This window comes from Pseudooceanicola profundi, from assembly GCF_050897955.1.
Lineage (GTDB): Bacteria > Pseudomonadota > Alphaproteobacteria > Rhodobacterales > Rhodobacteraceae > Pseudooceanicola.
In genome coordinates, this window is sequence record NZ_JBPAXZ010000005.1 from 76,951 (window position 1) to 93,978 (window position 17,028).

General features: G+C 61.5%; 14 protein-coding genes. 12 read left to right on the plus strand and 2 right to left on the minus strand.

Annotation, left to right across the window (positions count from 1 at the left end; translation table 11 throughout):
- Positions 1–3: 3 nt before the first annotated feature.
- Positions 4–1,218 (minus strand): acyl-CoA dehydrogenase family protein, encoded by a 1,215-nt coding sequence (locus ACRARG_RS19775; protein WP_088652188.1) that lies wholly within the window; start codon positions 1,216–1,218, stop codon positions 4–6.
- Between the two features lie 133 nt (positions 1,219–1,351).
- On the opposite strand from ACRARG_RS19775, the gene ACRARG_RS19780 reads away from it, so the two are divergent.
- The 5 genes from ACRARG_RS19780 to ACRARG_RS19800 are packed head-to-tail and all read left to right on the plus strand — an operon-like array spanning position 1,352 to position 7,553.
- Positions 1,352–2,137, plus strand: a complete 786-nt coding sequence (locus tag ACRARG_RS19780; protein ID WP_100931404.1) for an enoyl-CoA hydratase-related protein — start codon at positions 1,352–1,354, stop codon at positions 2,135–2,137.
- Between the two features lie 21 nt (positions 2,138–2,158).
- Positions 2,159–3,958 carry an acyclic terpene utilization AtuA family protein gene (locus ACRARG_RS19785; RefSeq protein WP_088652145.1) on the plus strand — a complete coding sequence of 600 codons (1,800 nt, stop codon included), beginning with the start codon at positions 2,159–2,161 and terminating at the stop codon, positions 3,956–3,958.
- Positions 3,959–3,970: 12 nt separating this feature from the next.
- Entirely contained in the window at positions 3,971–5,440 is a 1,470-nt protein-coding gene (locus ACRARG_RS19790) for an acetyl-CoA carboxylase biotin carboxylase subunit (RefSeq protein ID WP_088652144.1), read from the plus strand.
- Complete coding sequence (locus ACRARG_RS19795) at positions 5,428–5,943, plus strand: acyl-CoA carboxylase biotin carboxyl carrier protein subunit (RefSeq protein WP_088652143.1); 516 nt, start codon at positions 5,428–5,430, stop codon at positions 5,941–5,943. Before ACRARG_RS19790 ends, ACRARG_RS19795 begins: the two co-directional genes overlap by 13 nt.
- Before the next feature lie 2 nt (positions 5,944–5,945).
- The gene (locus ACRARG_RS19800) at positions 5,946–7,553 is read left to right on the plus strand and encodes an acyl-CoA carboxylase subunit beta (RefSeq protein WP_088652142.1); all 1,608 of its coding nucleotides are present in this window, start codon (positions 5,946–5,948) and stop codon (positions 7,551–7,553) included.
- A gap of 114 nt (positions 7,554–7,667) precedes the next feature.
- Here the strand turns inward: ACRARG_RS19800 and ACRARG_RS19805 are convergent, their stop codons facing one another.
- Positions 7,668–8,330, minus strand: coding sequence for an acyltransferase (locus ACRARG_RS19805; protein ID WP_233152267.1), 663 nt, complete (start codon positions 8,328–8,330; stop codon positions 7,668–7,670).
- 243 nt (positions 8,331–8,573) lie between these two features.
- Between ACRARG_RS19805 and ACRARG_RS19810 the strand changes: the two genes are divergently transcribed.
- From ACRARG_RS19810 to ACRARG_RS19840, 7 genes are all read left to right on the plus strand, one after another.
- On the plus strand, positions 8,574–9,758 hold the full coding sequence (locus tag ACRARG_RS19810) for a lipid-transfer protein (RefSeq protein WP_100931403.1): 1,185 nt from the start codon (positions 8,574–8,576) through the stop codon (positions 9,756–9,758).
- A gap of 24 nt (positions 9,759–9,782) precedes the next feature.
- Positions 9,783–10,613, plus strand: coding sequence for an SDR family NAD(P)-dependent oxidoreductase (locus ACRARG_RS19815; RefSeq protein WP_088652139.1), 831 nt, complete (start codon positions 9,783–9,785; stop codon positions 10,611–10,613).
- 243 nt (positions 10,614–10,856) lie between these two features.
- A complete protein-coding gene (locus tag ACRARG_RS19820) occupies positions 10,857–11,423 on the plus strand; it encodes a TetR/AcrR family transcriptional regulator (protein ID WP_432691764.1) in 567 nt (188 codons plus the stop codon).
- Between the two features lie 4 nt (positions 11,424–11,427).
- Positions 11,428–13,026 carry an acyl-CoA carboxylase subunit beta gene (locus tag ACRARG_RS19825; RefSeq protein ID WP_088652138.1) on the plus strand — a complete coding sequence of 533 codons (1,599 nt, stop codon included), beginning with the start codon at positions 11,428–11,430 and terminating at the stop codon, positions 13,024–13,026.
- A 9-nt stretch (positions 13,027–13,035) separates the two neighbouring features.
- Positions 13,036–13,830 carry a crotonase/enoyl-CoA hydratase family protein gene (locus tag ACRARG_RS19830; RefSeq protein WP_432691765.1) on the plus strand — a complete coding sequence of 265 codons (795 nt, stop codon included), beginning with the start codon at positions 13,036–13,038 and terminating at the stop codon, positions 13,828–13,830.
- Complete coding sequence (locus ACRARG_RS19835; RefSeq protein WP_432691766.1) at positions 13,827–15,830, plus strand: acetyl/propionyl/methylcrotonyl-CoA carboxylase subunit alpha; 2,004 nt, start codon at positions 13,827–13,829, stop codon at positions 15,828–15,830. The genes ACRARG_RS19830 and ACRARG_RS19835 overlap by 4 nt, the downstream gene beginning before the upstream one ends.
- Complete coding sequence (locus tag ACRARG_RS19840; protein WP_432691767.1) at positions 15,827–16,993, plus strand: acyl-CoA dehydrogenase family protein; 1,167 nt, start codon at positions 15,827–15,829, stop codon at positions 16,991–16,993. Before ACRARG_RS19835 ends, ACRARG_RS19840 begins: the two co-directional genes overlap by 4 nt.
- Positions 16,994–17,028 lie beyond the last annotated feature (35 nt).

The window sequence follows — 17,028 nt, forward strand, 5'->3', positions numbered from 1 at the left end:
CCCTCAGGCGCGCAAAAGTTCTTCGGCAATGATGATCTTGCGGACTTCGCTTGTTCCAGCGCCGATCTCCAACAGCTTGTTGGCGCGGTAGAGCCGGTTGATTTCGGTGTCCTGCATGTAGCCGGAGCCACCATGTATATGGCAGGCTTCGGTGACCGCCTTGTTGAATGCCTCGCCTGCGTAAAGACAGGCCGCCGCGGTCAGCTTGTGGATTTCGCCACGGCCCCCGGCGCCTTTCGGCAGGCCCGTACAGGCGGCCAGCGCCCGATACCCGAAGGCGCGTGCCGTTTCGACCTCGGTGTAGATCTCGGCCAGTTTCGACTGCATCATCTGGAAACTTGCAATTGGCTTGCCGAACTGTTCGCGAATCTTGGCGTATTCCAGCCCCAGTTCCAGCGCGCGTTCGGCCATGCCGACACAGACCGATGCGACCATGGCGCGTTCCAGATCCAGTCCGCTCATTACCACCGAAACGCCGGTGTTTTCCTGTCCAACCATGGCGGATGCGGGTACGCGGCAATCCTCAAACACCAGTTCTCCGGTTGGCGAGCCGCGGAAGCCCATCTTGTCAAGCTTTTGCGCCACCTTGAAACCAGGATTGTCCGTCTCGATGATGAAAGCAGAAATGCCCTTGGCGCCCTTCGATTTGTCGGTCTTGGCATAAAGCAGGATCACATCGGCAATCGGCCCGTTGGTGATGTAGATCTTCGAGCCGTTGATGATATAGTCGTCGCCGTCGCGGCGCGCGGTGGTCGCCATGGACCCAAGCGCATCTGACCCCGCGCCCGGCTCTGTCAAACCCAGAGCACCAACCAAGTCGCCCGAGCATAGGCCGGGCACATATTTCTTGACCTGCTCCTCCGAGCCGTTGCGTAGAAGGTTGTTCAGGCACAGGTTGTCATGTGCGCCATGTGACAGTCCCACGGCAGGGTTCCATTTTGATATCACCTCAGAGACCAGCGCCTGGGTAAATTCATTCTGTCCGGAGCCACCCAGCTCCTCGGGCGCGGTGATGCCCAGAAGGCCCAGTTCGCCCATCTGCTTGAACAGATCGTCGGGCCACCACTCCTCTTCGTCCATGCGCGCCTGTAGCGGATGCAGCACCTCGCGCGATACTCGATCCACGTGATCGACAATCTGGCGCTGCTCATCGGTCAACGAATAGTTTGCCCTGATGGCCTTCAGATCAGCCGCGAGAGCCTCACTTTGAGTCGTCATATCATCCTCCCGAAAAATGTCGTCCGCCGTGTTGACCAAAATCAAACACATGTTAGAAAATAGATCAAGCCAAGCTTTTGACGACCTGACGTAAGAAAGCGCGGTGTCCTAAATACAGGGGGGAGCTTCGGAAATGACTGAGAGCGTTGTTCAATCGCAGGCGCTCGGCAAAGAAGTGCGTATCACGATTCGACGTCCTGATAATCGAAATGCCCTCAACCGTGAGGTCGCAGACGGGATCATTGCCGCCGTATGTGCTGCCGAGAGGGACAGCGATTGTCGCGTGATCGTTCTGACCGGCGAGGGCGAGCGCGCCTTCTGTGCCGGGGGCGACATCAAGGCGGGGGCGGATGGCGGCCCGTTTGTTCAGGATCCGGCGGACCCGGATCATTTTGCCGGAAGGTTGTTCGAGACGATACAGGCGTGCCGAAAGCCAACGATCGCGCGCATCAATGGCATCGCGATGGGGGCGGGGGCGGGCATCATCTGTGCCTGCGATCTGGCTGTGATGGTGGATCATGCCCGCATCGGAACGCCGGAAGTGAAGGTAGGTCTGTTTCCCATGACGATCGTGCCACCCATGATGCGCGTGCTGCCCCGGCGGAGGCTGATGGAGATGTTCATCACCGGCGTTCCTCTGACGGCCGAGGAAGCCCTGCAGTTCAATCTGGTCAACTATGTGACCGATGCCGCGGGGTTGGACGACAAGGTTGCAGAACTGGTTGCCCAGATTGCTGCGCAATCGCCGAGCGCGATCCGGCTGGGAAAATACGCCTGTCACGCGATGGAGGACATGACCTATCCGCAGCAGATGCGGTTTGCAGAAACACTGTTACCGCGAGTAGCACAGACCGAAGACGCGCGCGAAGGCTTTGATGCCTTTATTGAGAAGCGCAAACCTGAATGGACGGGCCGCTGATCAAACGGGGAGGAGAGGAATATGTCGGAACGAAAGCTGCGCATCGGATGCGCGTCGGGCTTCTGGGGCGATACGCCGGAAGCGATCGGTCAACTGGTCTCAAAGGCCGAGATCGACTATCTGGTGTTTGACTATCTGGCGGAGGTGACAATGTCGCTGATGGCGCGGGCCCGCGCCAAAGCGCCCGAGTCGGGCTATGCGCCGGACTTCGTCAAGGCGCTGGCACCCTGGTTGCCGGATATCAAGGCAAAAGGGATCAAGGTCGTTGCCAATGCAGGGGGCGTGAACCCGCGTGGCTGCCGCGATGCGCTTGCCAAAGCCGCCGCCCAGGCCGGAATCGATCTGTCCATCGGAGTCGTGCTAGGCGATGACCTGTTGCCCAGGGCCGATGAAATTCGCAAAAACGGTCAGACGGAAATGTTCTCGGGTGTCGCATTTCCAGATGATATCTGGAGCATGAATGCCTATCTGGGTGCCCGCCCCATCGCTGCCGCGCTGGATGCCGGGGCCGACATCGTGATCACCGGACGCTGCGCCGACAGCGCGGTCGCGCTTGGTCCCCTGATGCATGAATACGGCTGGGGCGACGATGACTGGGACAAGCTCAGCCAGGGATCGCTGGCCGGCCACCTGATCGAATGCGGCCCCCAGGGAACCGGCGGCAACTTCACCGACTGGCAGGACGTGCCGGGTTGGGACAATATGGGCATGCCCATCGTCGAGGTGTCCGAAGACGGCAGTTTCATCATGACCAAGACGCCTGACACCGGCGGGCTGGTCGTGCCCGGGTCAGTCGGAGAGCAGATGCTCTATGAAATCGGGGACCCGCGCGCCTACCTGTTGCCCGACGTGATCTGCGACTGGTCCGGGGTCACCCTGGAACAGGTCGGACCCGACCGGGTGCTGGTCAAGGGCGGCAGGGGGCTTGGGCGCACCGACAGCTACAAGGTGTCGGCGACCCATGCCGATGGCTGGCGCGCGGTCTCTACCCTGACACTGGCTGCGATTGACGCACCCGCCAAGGCCGAACGTGTGGCCGAGGCGATCCTGACCCGCTGTCGCCGGATTTTCCGCGACCGCAACATGGGAGATTTCCGGCAGGTCAGCGTCGAGGTGCTGGGGGCCGAGGCGGCCTATGGCGCAAATGCGCGCGCCCGGACCCGCGAGGTGGTGCTCAAGATCGGCGCGGTCCATGACGATCGCGCCGCGCTGAACATTTTTGCCGGCGAAATCGCACCGATGGCGATTTCGACCGCGCAGGGTCTGACCGGGTTCTTCGCCGGACGGCCAAAGGTGCAGCCGGTGGTCCGTCTATTTTCCTTCCTTCAGAGCAAGGCCGAAACCCCCGTCGCGGTCGAGGTCGACGGCAAGGATGTGCCCGTGAGCGTGGCCACTACGCCAGTCCACCTTGATCCGCCTGCCGCACCGCCCGCAGATAGCCGCGAGCCCGGTCCGGACGTTGTCAAGGTCCGCCTCGTCGATTTGGCCTGGGGCCGCTCGGGCGACAAGGGGGACATCGCCAATATCGGCATCCTCGCGCGCAAGCCGGACTACCTGCCATATATCCGCTCGGCTCTCAGCGAAGAGGTGGTGAAGGACTATTTCTCCCATGTCTGCGACGGCAGGGTAGAACGGTTCGACTTGCCTGGAAGCCATTCGCTGAATTTCCTGTTGCATGAATCGCTTGGCGGTGGCGGCATCGCCTCGGTCCGCATAGACCCGCAGGGCAAAGGGTTCGCGCAGATGCTGCTTGATATCGAAATTCCCGTGCCAGCCGATCTGGCCGCACGTGACGGACTGAATGCCGCGGCCCGGAACTAAGAGGACGACACCATGACCATTTCGAAACTCCTGGTCGCCAATCGGGGCGAGATCGCGGCGCGCGTGTTGCGCACCGCTAAGGCCCGCGGGCTTGCGACTGCCGTGTTGCGTCATGTCGCCGAGCAAGAGGGGCCGGCGCATCTGATCGCAGATGAGGTCGTGATGATCGAGGGCCCGACGCCCGTGGCCGCCTATCTCGATATTCCTCAGATCGTCGAAGCCGCCAAAGGGATCGGCGCGGACGCGGTTCATCCCGGCTATGGCTTTCTGTCAGAGAATGCCGGTTTTGTCGCGGCGCTGGAAAAAGCCGGAGTGACCTTTGTCGGCCCGACGTCCGAGGTCATCGACCTGATGGGGGACAAGGTCCGCGCCCGCGCCTTTGTCGAGGAACGCGGGTTTCCCGTCGCCCCCTCGGCCATCGAGGATGATGATCCGGCGAACTTTGTCGAACGCGCCCGCGCCGTTGGCTATCCGCTGCTCATCAAGCCCTCGGCCGGCGGTGGCGGCAAGGGCATGCGCGTCGTACGCGAGGACAGCACGCTGGAGACCGAAATCGAAACCGCACGCCGCGAAGGCGAGCGGTATTTCGGTGACGGGCGGCTGTTCGTCGAGCGCTATATTGAAAGTCCGCGCCATATCGAGGTGCAGGTGATGGGCGACGGGCAGGGTAAAGTGGTCCATTTCTGGGAACGCGAATGTTCGATCCAGCGCCGGTTCCAGAAGATTATCGAGGAAACGCCGTCACCGGCGCTGACTCCCGAACAACGGGACGAGATCTGCGAAACCGCCGCAGGTATTGCCAGCGCCGTCAACTATCGCGGGGCTGGGACCGTCGAATTCATCTATGCGCAGGACGGGACCTTTTACTTCCTGGAAATGAACACCCGCCTTCAGGTCGAACATCCGGTGACCGAGATGGTGACCGGCTTCGATCTGGTTGCTGAGCAACTGCGTGTCGCGGCGGGCGACGGGCTGAGCGCCGTGCAGGCGGATATTCCTCAAACCGGGCATTCGATCGAGCTGCGCATCTGTGCTGAGGATGCGACGGTCGATTTTCGCCCCGCGGTCGGCGATATCCTGCTGCTGGACGAACCCACTGGGCCCGGCGTGCGGGTGGACAGCGGCATTCTGGACGGTGGCAAGGTAACGACCGACTTTGATCCGATGTTGTCCAAGCTGATCGTGCATGGCCAGGATCGCGCGCAGGCGATCGCCCGTGCCCGGCAAGCGGTGCAAAACTATGTGGTCCTCGGGGTGACGACCAACACCGGTTACCTGGATGCGATCCTAGCTCATCCGGATTTCGCCTCGGGGGAAGTTTCAACCGGGTTCCTGGCGGAACAATCCGAAACGCTGACTGCAACGGGCGAAGATGTCACTGACCTGCTGATGGCGGCGGCAGCCCTATCGGACGAGCGGCTGGTGATTGAGGTCATGCAGATACCGGAAATGTACCGCAAGATGGGCGGGTGGAGAAACTGATGCAACGGATTTTTCAAATCGACGGAGAAGAGACAGATTGCTGGCTGGGTCATGATGGCAGCCGGTTCGTGCTTCATACCCCCACTCGCGCTGTTGCCTGCCAATTGGACCCGACGGGTCTGCCGGGCGGGTATACGTTGCGGGCCAAGGGTGTTGTGCGCGAACTGCGACTGGCAGTGGGGCCGGAAGCAACTTTTGTGCACATGAACGGCCGGACCTACGAAGTCGGACGGGTTGATCCCGCCGAACGCCTGGCCGGCAGCGACGGTGGCGCGAGCGACGACCGATTGGTGGCGCCCATGCCGGGTGTCGTGGTGTCGGTTGCGGTCAAACCCGGCGATGCGGTTAAGGAAGGCCAGCCGCTTTTGGTGATCGAAAGCATGAAGTTGGAAACCACACTGGTGGCGCCGCGCAGCGGGGTTGTTGCCGAAATGCCATTCGCCGTAGGCGACAGTTTTGGTCTGAAAGACATCCTAGCCCAATTGGCCCCGGAGGAGGAGTGACAATGCGCAGGATTGAAAGTCAGATCGACACCAATGCCGCCGACTACAAGGCAAATTATGCCGCCATGTCTGAACGGCTTAAGGAATTCCACGCCCGCCAGCACGCGGCGCGTTTCGAACGCCCCCAGCGCGATATCGACCGCCTTGCCCGCCAGAACAAGCTGGGCGTTCGCGAGCGACTGAAACTACTACTGGACCCCGGCACGCCCTTTTTGGAGTTTTCCACACTTGCCGCTTGTCGCGAATACGACGGCACCGTGCCCGGCGCCGCTGTGGTGACAGGCATCGGTATAGTGCAAGGTCGCGAGGTCGCCATCCACGCCAACGACGCCAGCGTCAAGGGCGGCGCCTGGTATCCCCATACCGTGAAAAAGATCGTGCGGCTTCTGGATGTCGCGCTGGAAAACCGACTGCCGGTCATCCATATTTGCGACAGCGCGGGTGGTTTCCTGCCGCTTCAGCACGGCGTCTTTCCCGACCGGTATCTGGGCGGACGGGTGTTCCGCAACCAAGTCAAGCTGAGCCAGGCCAATATCCCGCAGATTGCCGTGGTCGGCGGACACTGCACGGCTGGTGGCGCCTATGTGCCGACCCTGAGCGACTACAACATCATCATCGAAGGTACAGGGGCGATTTTCCTTGGCGGCCCTCCGCTGGTCAAAGCGGCCACCGGCGAGGAGGTCGGCGTTCAGGAACTGGGCGGGGCGGTCATGCACACCTCGGTTTCGGGCACGGGCGACTATCGCGCCGCGACCGAACAGCACGCCTTTTCACTGGCGCGCGAAATTGTCAGCCAGTGGAAACGTATGCCAAAAACAATCATCGAAACCGCGTCCTATGAAGAGCCTTTCTATGACCCGAAGGAACTTTACGGGATCATTCCAAAGGACCGGAAAACCCAGTTCGACATGCGCGAGGTTCTGGCCCGGATCGTGGACGGCTCACGCTTTCACGAATACCAGCCGGACTATGGCACCACGATGGTTTGCGGTTTTGCCCATATCTGGGGTTACAAGGTCGGCATCCTTGCCAACAATGGGGTTTTGTTCAACGACAGTTCGCTCAAGGCGGCGCATTTCATGCAGCTTTGCAATCAGAACCGGACGCCCCTGGTCTTCTTCCAGAACATCACCGGCTACATGGTCGGCCGCGAATATGAAGAGCGCGGCATCGCCAAGGACGGCGCCAAGATGCTGATGGCGCAGGGCGGCTCGGTCGTGCCGAAGTTCACAGTGATCGCCAATGCCTCTTACGGGGCCGGTAATTACGGCATGTGTGGGCGGGCCTGGGATGCGCGCACGCTGTTCATGTGGCCCCAGGCCGAAATCGGCGTGATGGGCGCGGATCAGGCCGCCAACACCATGGCGGACGTCAAGATCCGGCAGCTTCAGCGTGAAGGCAAAGAGCTGACCGAAGAGGAAATCGCCGCCATCCGAGAGCCTGTGCTGGAAAAGTACAAAAGGGATGTCGAGGCCTATACCTCGACCTCGGAATTGTGGGACGATGGCATTCTTGACCCGGCAGACACTCGCAACGCGCTTGGAATATCTATATCCGCCTCGCTAAATGCACCGATCGACGATCCGCACTACGGGATCTTCCGTCTGTAACGGCTTGAGGGGCTCGGGCGATACACCGGGAAACGGTCGTGTCGCCCGTTTTCAGATAGGTCCTGCCGCTTCGGGCCGCTTCTTAAACCCGCCCCGGTCCGGTGCCTGGAGAGGTCAGGACGATGTCCGCCGCGCCTCCTGAATGGAGACGACGTCAGAGGCCACCATCCCGGGCCGGTCTGCCTCGACCGTCTTCAGCGGCTCGACCGGCATCAATCCGGCCAGACAGTCGCGCGCAAGTTGCTGGTATTCCGCGGTGCCGCGTGTTTTCCACGCGACTTCTTTCTCGCTGACCTCCCGGATCACCTTTGCCGGCGAACCGACCACCATCGAACGGGGCGGAATCACAGTTTCGCCGCGCAAAAACGCCTGCGCGCCGACAATCGATTCCGCGCCAAGATCTACACCATCCATTATGACGGCATTCATCCCGACCAGAGCGTTCCGGCCAATTGTGCAGCCGTGCAGGATCGCGCCATGGCCGATGTGACCGTCGGTTTCCACGACGGCGTCGCGGCCGGGAAAGGAATGGATGATGCAGTTATCCTGTACATTGGCGCCGTCACCGATCACGATTCTGCCGAAATCGCCCCGCAGGCTTGCGCCGGGTCCGATGTAGCATCCATGACCCAAGATGACATTTCCGATCAGAACGGCCTGAGGATGGACATATGTATCATCGGGAACAACGGGTATAAACCCTTTGAATTCATAGCAATGCGCCATTTTTCTTGCCCTTTCGTAGTCTGTAAACCAATGGTCGCGAAATCCAGACATCCCAAATGCATCATTCGCTGTGTCAGGCCATGGTCAGACTCAGAGGTCTGGACCGAAAATTGCCCGGACTTCCGAGACAGGCAGCGCGAACAACCAAACATATGTTAGAAACTTCGACAAGCACCATACTCCACAGTGTGATCGTGTTGACAGGTCCGCGTGGCGTCATGTAAATTCTAACAAACGGTAGAAAATGCAATGGCACTTGTATAATGCAGGCCAGTCCAAACCTGAGAGAGAGAAATGTCAGATAAAGCCTATGTCGTCGGCGTCGGGATGGTCCCGTTCCAGAAGCCGGGGAAATCCGAGAGCTACGATGTGATGGCAACCGCGGCGACCCGTTCCGCTCTGGCCGACGCGGGTCTGGACTACGACAAAATCCAACAGGCCTATGTGGGCTATGTCTATGGCGACAGCACTTGCGGCCAGCGCGCCCTGTACCATGTTGGAATGACCGGCATCCCGGTTCTGAATGTGAACAACAACTGCTCGACGGGGTCGTCCGCCCTGTTCCTGGCGCGTCAGGCCGTGGAAAGCGGCGCGGTGGAATGTGCTCTGGCGCTTGGGTTCGAGCAGATGCAGCCCGGCGCAATCGGTGCAATGTTCCATGATCGGGTCAGCCCGTTTGCAGCTTTCGACGCAGAAACCGACGATCTGGTTGGCAGTGCCGAGATCCCGCTGGCACTGCGGTACTTCGGCGGTGCGGGCAAGGCGCATATGGATGAGTTCGGCACGCCCCTTGAGACCTTCGCAAAGATCCGCGCCAAGGCCAGCCGGCATGCGGCCAAAAATCCGGTGGCCCTGTTCCGGCAGGAAGTCACCGCCGAGGATGTCATGGCGGCCCAGGTCGTCTGGCCGGGCGTGATGACCAAGCTCATGGCCTGCCCGCCAACCTGTGGCGCAGCGGCGGCAATTATCTGTTCCAAGGAATTCGCCGACAAGCACGGACTCGACAGTTCCGTTCGGATCGCGGCGCAGGCAATGACAACGGACGGCCCGGAAACTTTCGGAGCCCATGACATGCGCGAAGTGGTCGGCTTTTCGATGGCCAAGCGCGCCGCCGATCAGGTCTACGAGGCCGCCGGCATCGGGCCCGAGGACGTGGATGTGGTCGAACTGCACGACTGTTTCGCTCACAACGAGCTTATCACCTATGAGGCGCTTGGCCTTTGCGGTCGCGGCGAAGCGGCGAAGTTTGTCGATGATGGCGACAACACCTATGGCGGCAAGTACGTGACCAACCCGTCTGGCGGTCTGTTGTCCAAAGGGCATCCTCTGGGCGCGACCGGACTTGCGCAATGCACTGAGCTTGTTCAGCAACTTCGCGGCCAGGCCGATGCTCGGCAGGTCGATGGCGCGCGACTGGCGCTTCAGCACAACCTTGGCCTCGGCGGGGCCTGCGTCGCCACGCTTTATGAAAAAGCCTGATAGCGCCCTTCGGGAGGAATTAATATGACTGGAAAACTCGACGGGCGCGTGGCGCTGGTCACGGGCTCGGGCCGGGGCATTGGCCGCGAAATCGCTCTCAAACTCGCGTCGGAAGGGGCCCGGCTGGTGATCAACGATCTGGACGCCGATCCGGCCAATGAAACCGCCGAGGCGTTGCGCGCAATGGGAGCTGAGGCCGTGGTCTGTGCCGGCAGCGTCACCGAAGACGGATTTGCCGAACGGTTCATCAAGACCGGTATGGACAGCTTTGGCGGGCTGGACATCATCGTGAACAATGCGGGCTATACCTGGGACAGCGTCGTTCAGAAAATGACCGACGAACAGTGGCAGGCGATCATCGACGTTCACCTGACGGCCCCCTTCAGGATCCTGCGCGCCGCGCAGCCGGTGATCAGCGCCAAGGCAAAGGAAGAGGCCGCCGCCGGACATGAAGTGTTCCGCAAGGTGGTCAACATCTCGTCAATCGCGGGCACTGGCGGGAATGCCGGCCAGATCAACTATTCCGCCGCCAAGGCCGGCATCCTGGGTGTCACCCGGACGATGGCCAAGGAATGGGGCCGCTACAAGGTCAACGTCAACGCCGTCGCCTTCGGCCCGATCCGCACCCGCCTGACTGAAGGTAGCGCTGATGGCAACAGCACAATCAAGGTCGACGAAAAAGAGATCAAGGTCGGCGTGAATCCCGATCTCCTGTCCCAGATGGAGCGCATGATCCCGCTGGGCCGGGTCGGCACTCCGGAAGAAGCTGCCGGTGCCGTCTATCTGTTCTGTGCGCCGGAATCGAACTTCATTTCGGGGCAGCACGTCATATGTGGCGGCGGTTTCGTGATCTAAAGCATTTGCCCGGAGCCGATAACGGGGTCCGGGCAAGCACATTGTTGTCTGGGCGGCCTCTTGGCGGTCGCCCATGCGGAATTTCCCGCAAACTCCAATCGGGCACGATTAAGACGATTGACTCACTTGCGCTATTGACCTAACAGGCGTTAGTTAGGCGCTGAGGCGAAACGAAGGTCTATGGCACAAAGCACTGCAAGCAAAGTCAACGAGACATCGCGCAGCGCGGTCGGACGGGACGGGGTGCTGGACATTGCCGCGCGGCTTTTCCGCGAACAAGGCTACGGGTCCGTTTCGCTCCGAAAAATTGCCGAGGCCGCCGGGATCAAGGCGGGTAGCATATACTATCATTTCGGTTCCAAGGACGAGATCGTCGCGGCCGTTCTTGATGCAGGGATTCGGGTCGTTCACGCGAGTATGAGAGACGCCATCACCGACCTGCCAGCCGATACCGATGGCGAAACGATCCTGCGCTCTGCGATCCGGGCGCATTTGCGCGCGCTTCTTGATGTGAGCGATTATACATCGGCGAATGTGCGTATTTTCGGGCAGGTGCCGCAATCCGTCCGGGATGCCAACTTGCCCACGCGCAGGGCCTATGAGGCAGAGTGGGACAGTCTTCTGTCCCAGCTTAAGAAAGATGGCACGCTGAAGCAAGACGTCGATATCCGTCGCCTGCGCCTGATGCTGATCGGTACATTGAACGCCACGCTCGATTGGTTCGACCCGGACCGCGGTAGCGCCGATGCGTTGTCACGCACCTATGCCGATGTGTTCCTCAACGGGATACTCCAAAGACAGGATACCTGACTTCATGGCACGTCTTGAAACAGCGGTGCTGACCGCATCAGAGACCTACACCCGCAACCACGCCGCACAAAGCGAGCGCGTCGAAACGCTGCGCGCGCGGATCGCCGAAGCAACGGCTGGCGGCCGCCCCGACATGGTCGCGCGGCATCGCAAGCGCAGCAAGCTGTTGGTTCGCGAACGGATCGACCTGCTGGTGGATACGGGCACTGCGTTTCTTGAGCTGTCGTCGCTTGCCGCCTACGGTCAATACGGGGGCGAGGTGCCCGGTGCGGGAATCGTGACCGGTATCGGGATCGTCCACGGGCTTCCCTGCGTTGTGATCGCCAACGATGCGACAGTGAAGGGTGGGTCTTTCTATCACGAAACCGTGCAGAAACACATCCGCGCCCAGGAAATCGCAGCCGAGAACCGGCTGCCCTGCCTCTATCTGGTGGATTGCGGCGGTGCCTATCTGCCAGAGCAGGACCGGGTTTTCCCCGATGCCCGCCATTTCGGCAATTCCTTTTATCGTCAAACCAACATGTCCGCGAGCGGCCTGCCGCAGATCTCGGCGGTCTTTGGAGGCTGCACGGCCGGTGGGGCCTATATCCCGGCCCTGTCGGACGAAGTCATCATGGTACGCGGCAACGCACGCATCCATCTGGGCGGCCCCTCGATCGTCAAGGTGGCGATCAACGAAGAGGTTGATGGAGAAACATTGGGGGGGGCCGAGATGCATTCGCGCGTCTCCGGTGTGTCTGACCATCTGGCCGAGGACGAGTATCATGCGCTTGCTCTGATGCGCGACATCGTATCCGAACTGGGCCTGTCGCGCCCGATGGGTCCCGATGCAACCTGCGCGCCGCCGGCGCGCAACCCAGAGGAACTGCTTGGCGTCATCAGCGCCGATCGCAAACAGCCCTATGACATGCGCGAGGTTCTGCTGCGCATGATCGACGCCGGCGAATTCCGCGAATTCAAGCCCGGATGGGGTGAGACGCTGGTCTGCGGCACCGCGCGGATTCACGGCTATCGAGTGGGCATTCTCGCAAATAATGGGGCGCTTGTGTCCGACAGTTCGCTCAAGGGCGCGCAATTCGTGTCGATGTGCGATCAACGCAACATACCGCTTTTGTTCCTCCACAACATCTCGGGCTTCATGGTCGGCACCGAAGCCGAGCGCGGCGGCATTGCCAAAGACAGTGCCAAGCTGGTCTATGCCATGTCGGTTGCCAAGGTGCCGCGCCTGTCGGTCCTCTTGGGCGGCTCATACGGGGCAGGCAACTACGGCATGTGCGGACGTGGTTTCGCCCCGAATTTTCTCTTTGCCTGGCCCACGGCGGAACTGGCCACCATGTCTGCCGACATCGCCACAAATGTGATGCTGGAACTGCGCCGCCAGAAAGGGGGCGACCCGGGCAAGATGGAGGCCGACATGAAGCTGATCGAGGAGCAGGTTCGGGCCCAGTATGGTGAACAGTCCGATCCCTATTATGCCACCTCGCGGCTTTGGGATGACGGGCTGATCGAACCCGCGCAAACCCGCGATATCCTTGGCCTGTGCCTGGCCATCGTGACATCGGTACCCGAAGCCGGTCGCCATACGCCTGTATTCAGAATGTGAGGCTTCAAGTTGACCAATACCTACAACACGATCCTTGTCGAAACTGATGCGCGCGGCGTCGCCACGCTGACGCTCAACCGCCCCGACAAACACAACGCGCTGAATGGCGAATTGATCGCAGAGCTATACGATGCCGCAGAAAAGCTGGCTGCAGATGACGATGTGCGTATTGTGGTCCTGACCGGCGCGGGCAAGAGCTTCTGCGCGGGCGGCGATTTCAACTGGTTCGCCTCTAACGTCGAGAAAACCCGTAGTGAAAGGGTCGCACAAAGCGCCACGCTGGCGCTGCTGTTGCGCCGTCTTGACACGCTGCCTAAGCCCTTGATCGGGCGGATCAACGGCCCGGCCTACGGTGGCGGTGTCGGCATGATCTCCGTCTGCGACTACACCATCGGCGCCGAAGGCGCGCGCTTCGGTCTGACCGAGGTCAAACTGGGCCTTCTGCCCGCGAATATATCGCCTTATGTGGTGGCCCGCATCGGCAAGGTGCATTCGCGTGAAACCATGCTGTCAGGGGCGTTGTTCGACACGGTCCGCGCCGAGCGGATCGGTCTGTTGACCGAAGTTGTCGCGCCGACCGACCTGGACGCCACGGTGAAGCGGTTGGTGCATGATCACCTTCAGGCCGCGCCGGGTGCCGTGGCCGATACCAAGGCGCTGATCGCCTATGTCGCGTCCCACGATCTGGAGACCAATATGATCTACACCGCCGACCGGCTGGCCGATGCGTGGGAGACGGAGGAAGGTATCGAAGGCATCAACAGCTTCATCAACAAGGGCGTTCCGTCATGGCGGGTGAAATGAGCTTCACCCGCGTTTTGATCGCCAACCGGGGCGAGATTGCCCGGCGCATCCAGCGCGGGTGCCGCAAACTGGGGCTGGAAAACGTAGCGGTGTTCTCAGAGGCGGACCGCGACGCGCCCTTCGTGGCCGAGGCCGATCATGCCGTCTGCATCGGCGGAGCCGCCCCGTCGGACAGTTATTTGAACGTCGAGGTCATCCTTGAGGCCGCGCGGGCGACGGGCGCGGGTGCGGTGCACCCGGGCTATGGTTTTCTGTCTGAGAATGCCGGTTTCGCGGCGGCGGTCGAGGCGGCGGGCCTTGTGTTCATCGGGCCGGAACCCGACGCTATCGCGCGGATGGGCTCCAAGATCGAGGCCAAGGCTGCCGCCGAAGCCGCAGGCGTGCCCGTCCTGCCCGGCTATCGCGGCGAGGATCAGTCCGACGCGCGCCTGCTGCAAGAGGCCGAGGCGCTTGGCACCCCCTTTCTGGTCAAGGCCAGCGCCGGCGGCGGCGGACGCGGGATGCGGCTTGTCTCCGATCTGGGCGACGCACCCGAAGCGATTGCATCTGCCCGGGCCGAAGCGCAGAGCGCCTTCGGCGATCCGGCGGTGTTCCTCGAACGCTATGCGCCCCGTGCCCGCCACGTCGAAGTGCAGGTTCTGGGCGACACTCACGGCACCGTGCTGCATCTGGGCGACCGCGATTGTTCGCTGCAACGCAACCACCAAAAGCTGATCGAAGAAGCCCCCGCCGCCGATCTTCCCGAGGCTGTGCGCGACCGCATGCGTGCGGCAGCGGTGCGGTTGGCGCAGGCGATCGGCTATCGCTCCGCCGGGACGGTGGAATACCTCTATGACCCCGGGCGCGGTGAATACTACTTTCTGGAAATGAACACCCGCTTGCAGGTCGAACACCCCGTGACTGAGGCAATCACCGGCATCGACCTTGTTGAATGGCAGTTGCGCATCGCGCGGGGCGAGCCGCTGACACTGGCGCAATCGGATGTGAAATTCGACGGGCACGCGATTGAAATCCGCATCGCCGCCGAAAACCCGGCCGAGAATTTCCGCCCCGAAACGGGCGAGATCAGCCTTTGGGCTCCGCCCGCCGGCGTGCGGCTCGATACCGGGGTCGAGGCAGGCTCGGTCGTCAGCCACCATTACGATTCGATGATTGCCAAGCTGATCGTCCACGCGCCGGACCGGGCCGGTGCGATCCGTCAGGCGGTCGTCGCAATGGATGCCTTTGCCGTCGGTGGCGTCGGTCTGAACCTGGCCTATCAGCGCGCGTTGCTGACACACCCGGATTTTGAGGCGTTCCGTCACCATACCTCGGGCCTGCCCGAGATGTTTCCAGGCGGCTGGACTGAACCGTCCGCTGATCCCCGGGACATGGCCTTTGCCGCGATGGCGCTGCATCTGCGTCTCGTGCCGGCGGGCGCGTCGCCCTGGGAAAGCCTGGGGTCATGGCGACTCACAGCCCCTGCGAGACAGTCCGGCGCGGCCTTCTATTGGGACACAACCAAAGACGAACCGATCCGCATGAAAGGCTCCGGGTCGGGGTTGACTGCCATTCAGCCGGACGGCCAGACCATCACGGTCGAGAGTGCCGCTTTAACAGGATGCCGACTGAGCGGACGCATCGATGGGGTTCCGTTTTCGCGCATCGCTTACGTCGTGCGCGCGCCGAGTCACTGGCGAGTGCACCTGCAAACCCCCGCTGGAATGACCGCAACAGACCTGCGTACGCTGGAAGACCAGCATCTGCAACGTGCCACCGGCGGGTCTGGCGTCGCTGACCTGTTGTCCGCACCCATGCCCGGCGCCGTGGCCGAGGTGCGCGTCGCACTCGGCGACCGCGTCAAAGCCGGTGACACGCTGGTGGTGCTTGAGGCCATGAAGCTGTTGCAAAGCCTGCCCGCGCCGGTCGCGGGCGTGGTGACTGAAATCTATTGTGCACCCGGCGATACGGTCGCCGGGCACGCCCCGCTTATCAAACTCGATCCAGAGGAAAACACATGACCAGACAAGACAGCATTACTCAGGTCACCGGCCCGTTCAACGAAGACCTCGAGTTGATCCGCAACCAGTTGCGCCGGTTCATTGAAGCCGAGGTGATCGCCAAGGCCGAGCCTTGGGAGGAGGAGGGCAAGGTACCCCGCGACGTGCTGCGCCGGATGGGTGATCTCGGCGTGCTGGGGATGCGCTATGACGAACAGTATGGCGGCGCGGGGCTGGACGTGATGTCCAGCGTGGTTTTGGCCGAAGAGGTCGGGCGATCCACTTTCGGCGGGTTCTCGGCCACGGTTCTGGTCCACACCGACATGGCCTCGCCGCATCTGGAAAACGCCGGCACGCCCGAACAGAAGGCGCGCTGGATGCCGTCGATCGTCTCGGGCGAAATGATCACCGCCGTTGCTGTGACTGAACCGGGCGCGGGCTCGGACGTGGCCGGCATGCGCACCCGCGCGGTGCAGGACGGGTCGGACTGGGTGCTGAACGGCACCAAGATGTTCATCACCAACGGCGTGCATGGCGATCTCTACTTTGTCGGTGCCAAGACCGATCCCGATGCCAAGGGGTCGCGCGGGATCACCATGTTCGCGGTCGAAAAGGGCACGCCGGGCTTTTCGGTGGGCCGGGCGTTGAATAAGACCGGCTGGCTGTGCTCGGACACTGCCGAACTGATCTTCGAAGAAGTCCGCATCCCGACCGAAAACGTTTTGGGCGAGGTCAACCACGGCTTCTATTCGGTAATGAAGAACTTCCAGAACGAACGCATCGTGCTGGGTGCGATGGCCTGTGCCGAGGCGCAAACCGCGCTGGACATAACTGTGGATTACGTCAAGCAGCGCAAGGCCTTTGGCGGCGCTCTTTGGGACAAGCAGGCCGTGCGCCAGCGACTGGCCGACTGTCAGACGCGGATCGTGGCAGGGCGTCAGCTGGTCTATCACGCCGCCGGTTTGGATGCCGCGGGCCGTGACTGCGTGAAAGAGGTCTCGATGGTCAAAGCCTATTGCGGCGAACTGGTGAACAGCGTGCTCTATGACTGCGTCCAGTTTCATGGCGGTATGGGCTATATGCGCGAAACACCGGTGGAACGCATGTCACGCGATGCCCGTGTGCAGGCCATCGGCGGCGGGGCGAGCGAAGTCATGTTGGAAGAAGTCGCCAAGCGCATGTGAGCTTACTATCCAAAAAAGTAACAATCTACAGAAAC

Bases quoted from the DNA above. Each gene is read 5' to 3' on its own strand.
- ACRARG_RS19840 (WP_432691767.1), top strand. From the start codon at position 15,827: ATGACCAGACAAGACAGCATTACTCAGGTCACCGGCCCGTTCAACGAA.
- ACRARG_RS19825 (WP_088652138.1), top strand. From the start codon at position 11,428: ATGGCACGTCTTGAAACAGCGGTGCTGACCGCATCAGAGACCTACACC.
- ACRARG_RS19775 (WP_088652188.1), bottom strand. From the start codon at position 1,218: ATGACGACTCAAAGTGAGGCTCTCGCGGCTGATCTGAAGGCCATCAGG.
- ACRARG_RS19835 (WP_432691766.1), top strand. From the start codon at position 13,827: ATGAGCTTCACCCGCGTTTTGATCGCCAACCGGGGCGAGATTGCCCGG.
- ACRARG_RS19800 (WP_088652142.1), top strand. From the start codon at position 5,946: ATGCGCAGGATTGAAAGTCAGATCGACACCAATGCCGCCGACTACAAG.
- ACRARG_RS19790 (WP_088652144.1), top strand. From the start codon at position 3,971: ATGACCATTTCGAAACTCCTGGTCGCCAATCGGGGCGAGATCGCGGCG.
- ACRARG_RS19815 (WP_088652139.1), top strand. From the start codon at position 9,783: ATGACTGGAAAACTCGACGGGCGCGTGGCGCTGGTCACGGGCTCGGGC.
- ACRARG_RS19780 (WP_100931404.1), top strand. From the start codon at position 1,352: ATGACTGAGAGCGTTGTTCAATCGCAGGCGCTCGGCAAAGAAGTGCGT.
- ACRARG_RS19805 (WP_233152267.1), bottom strand. From the start codon at position 8,330: ATGTCTGGATTTCGCGACCATTGGTTTACAGACTACGAAAGGGCAAGA.
- ACRARG_RS19810 (WP_100931403.1), top strand. From the start codon at position 8,574: ATGTCAGATAAAGCCTATGTCGTCGGCGTCGGGATGGTCCCGTTCCAG.
- ACRARG_RS19785 (WP_088652145.1), top strand. From the start codon at position 2,159: ATGTCGGAACGAAAGCTGCGCATCGGATGCGCGTCGGGCTTCTGGGGC.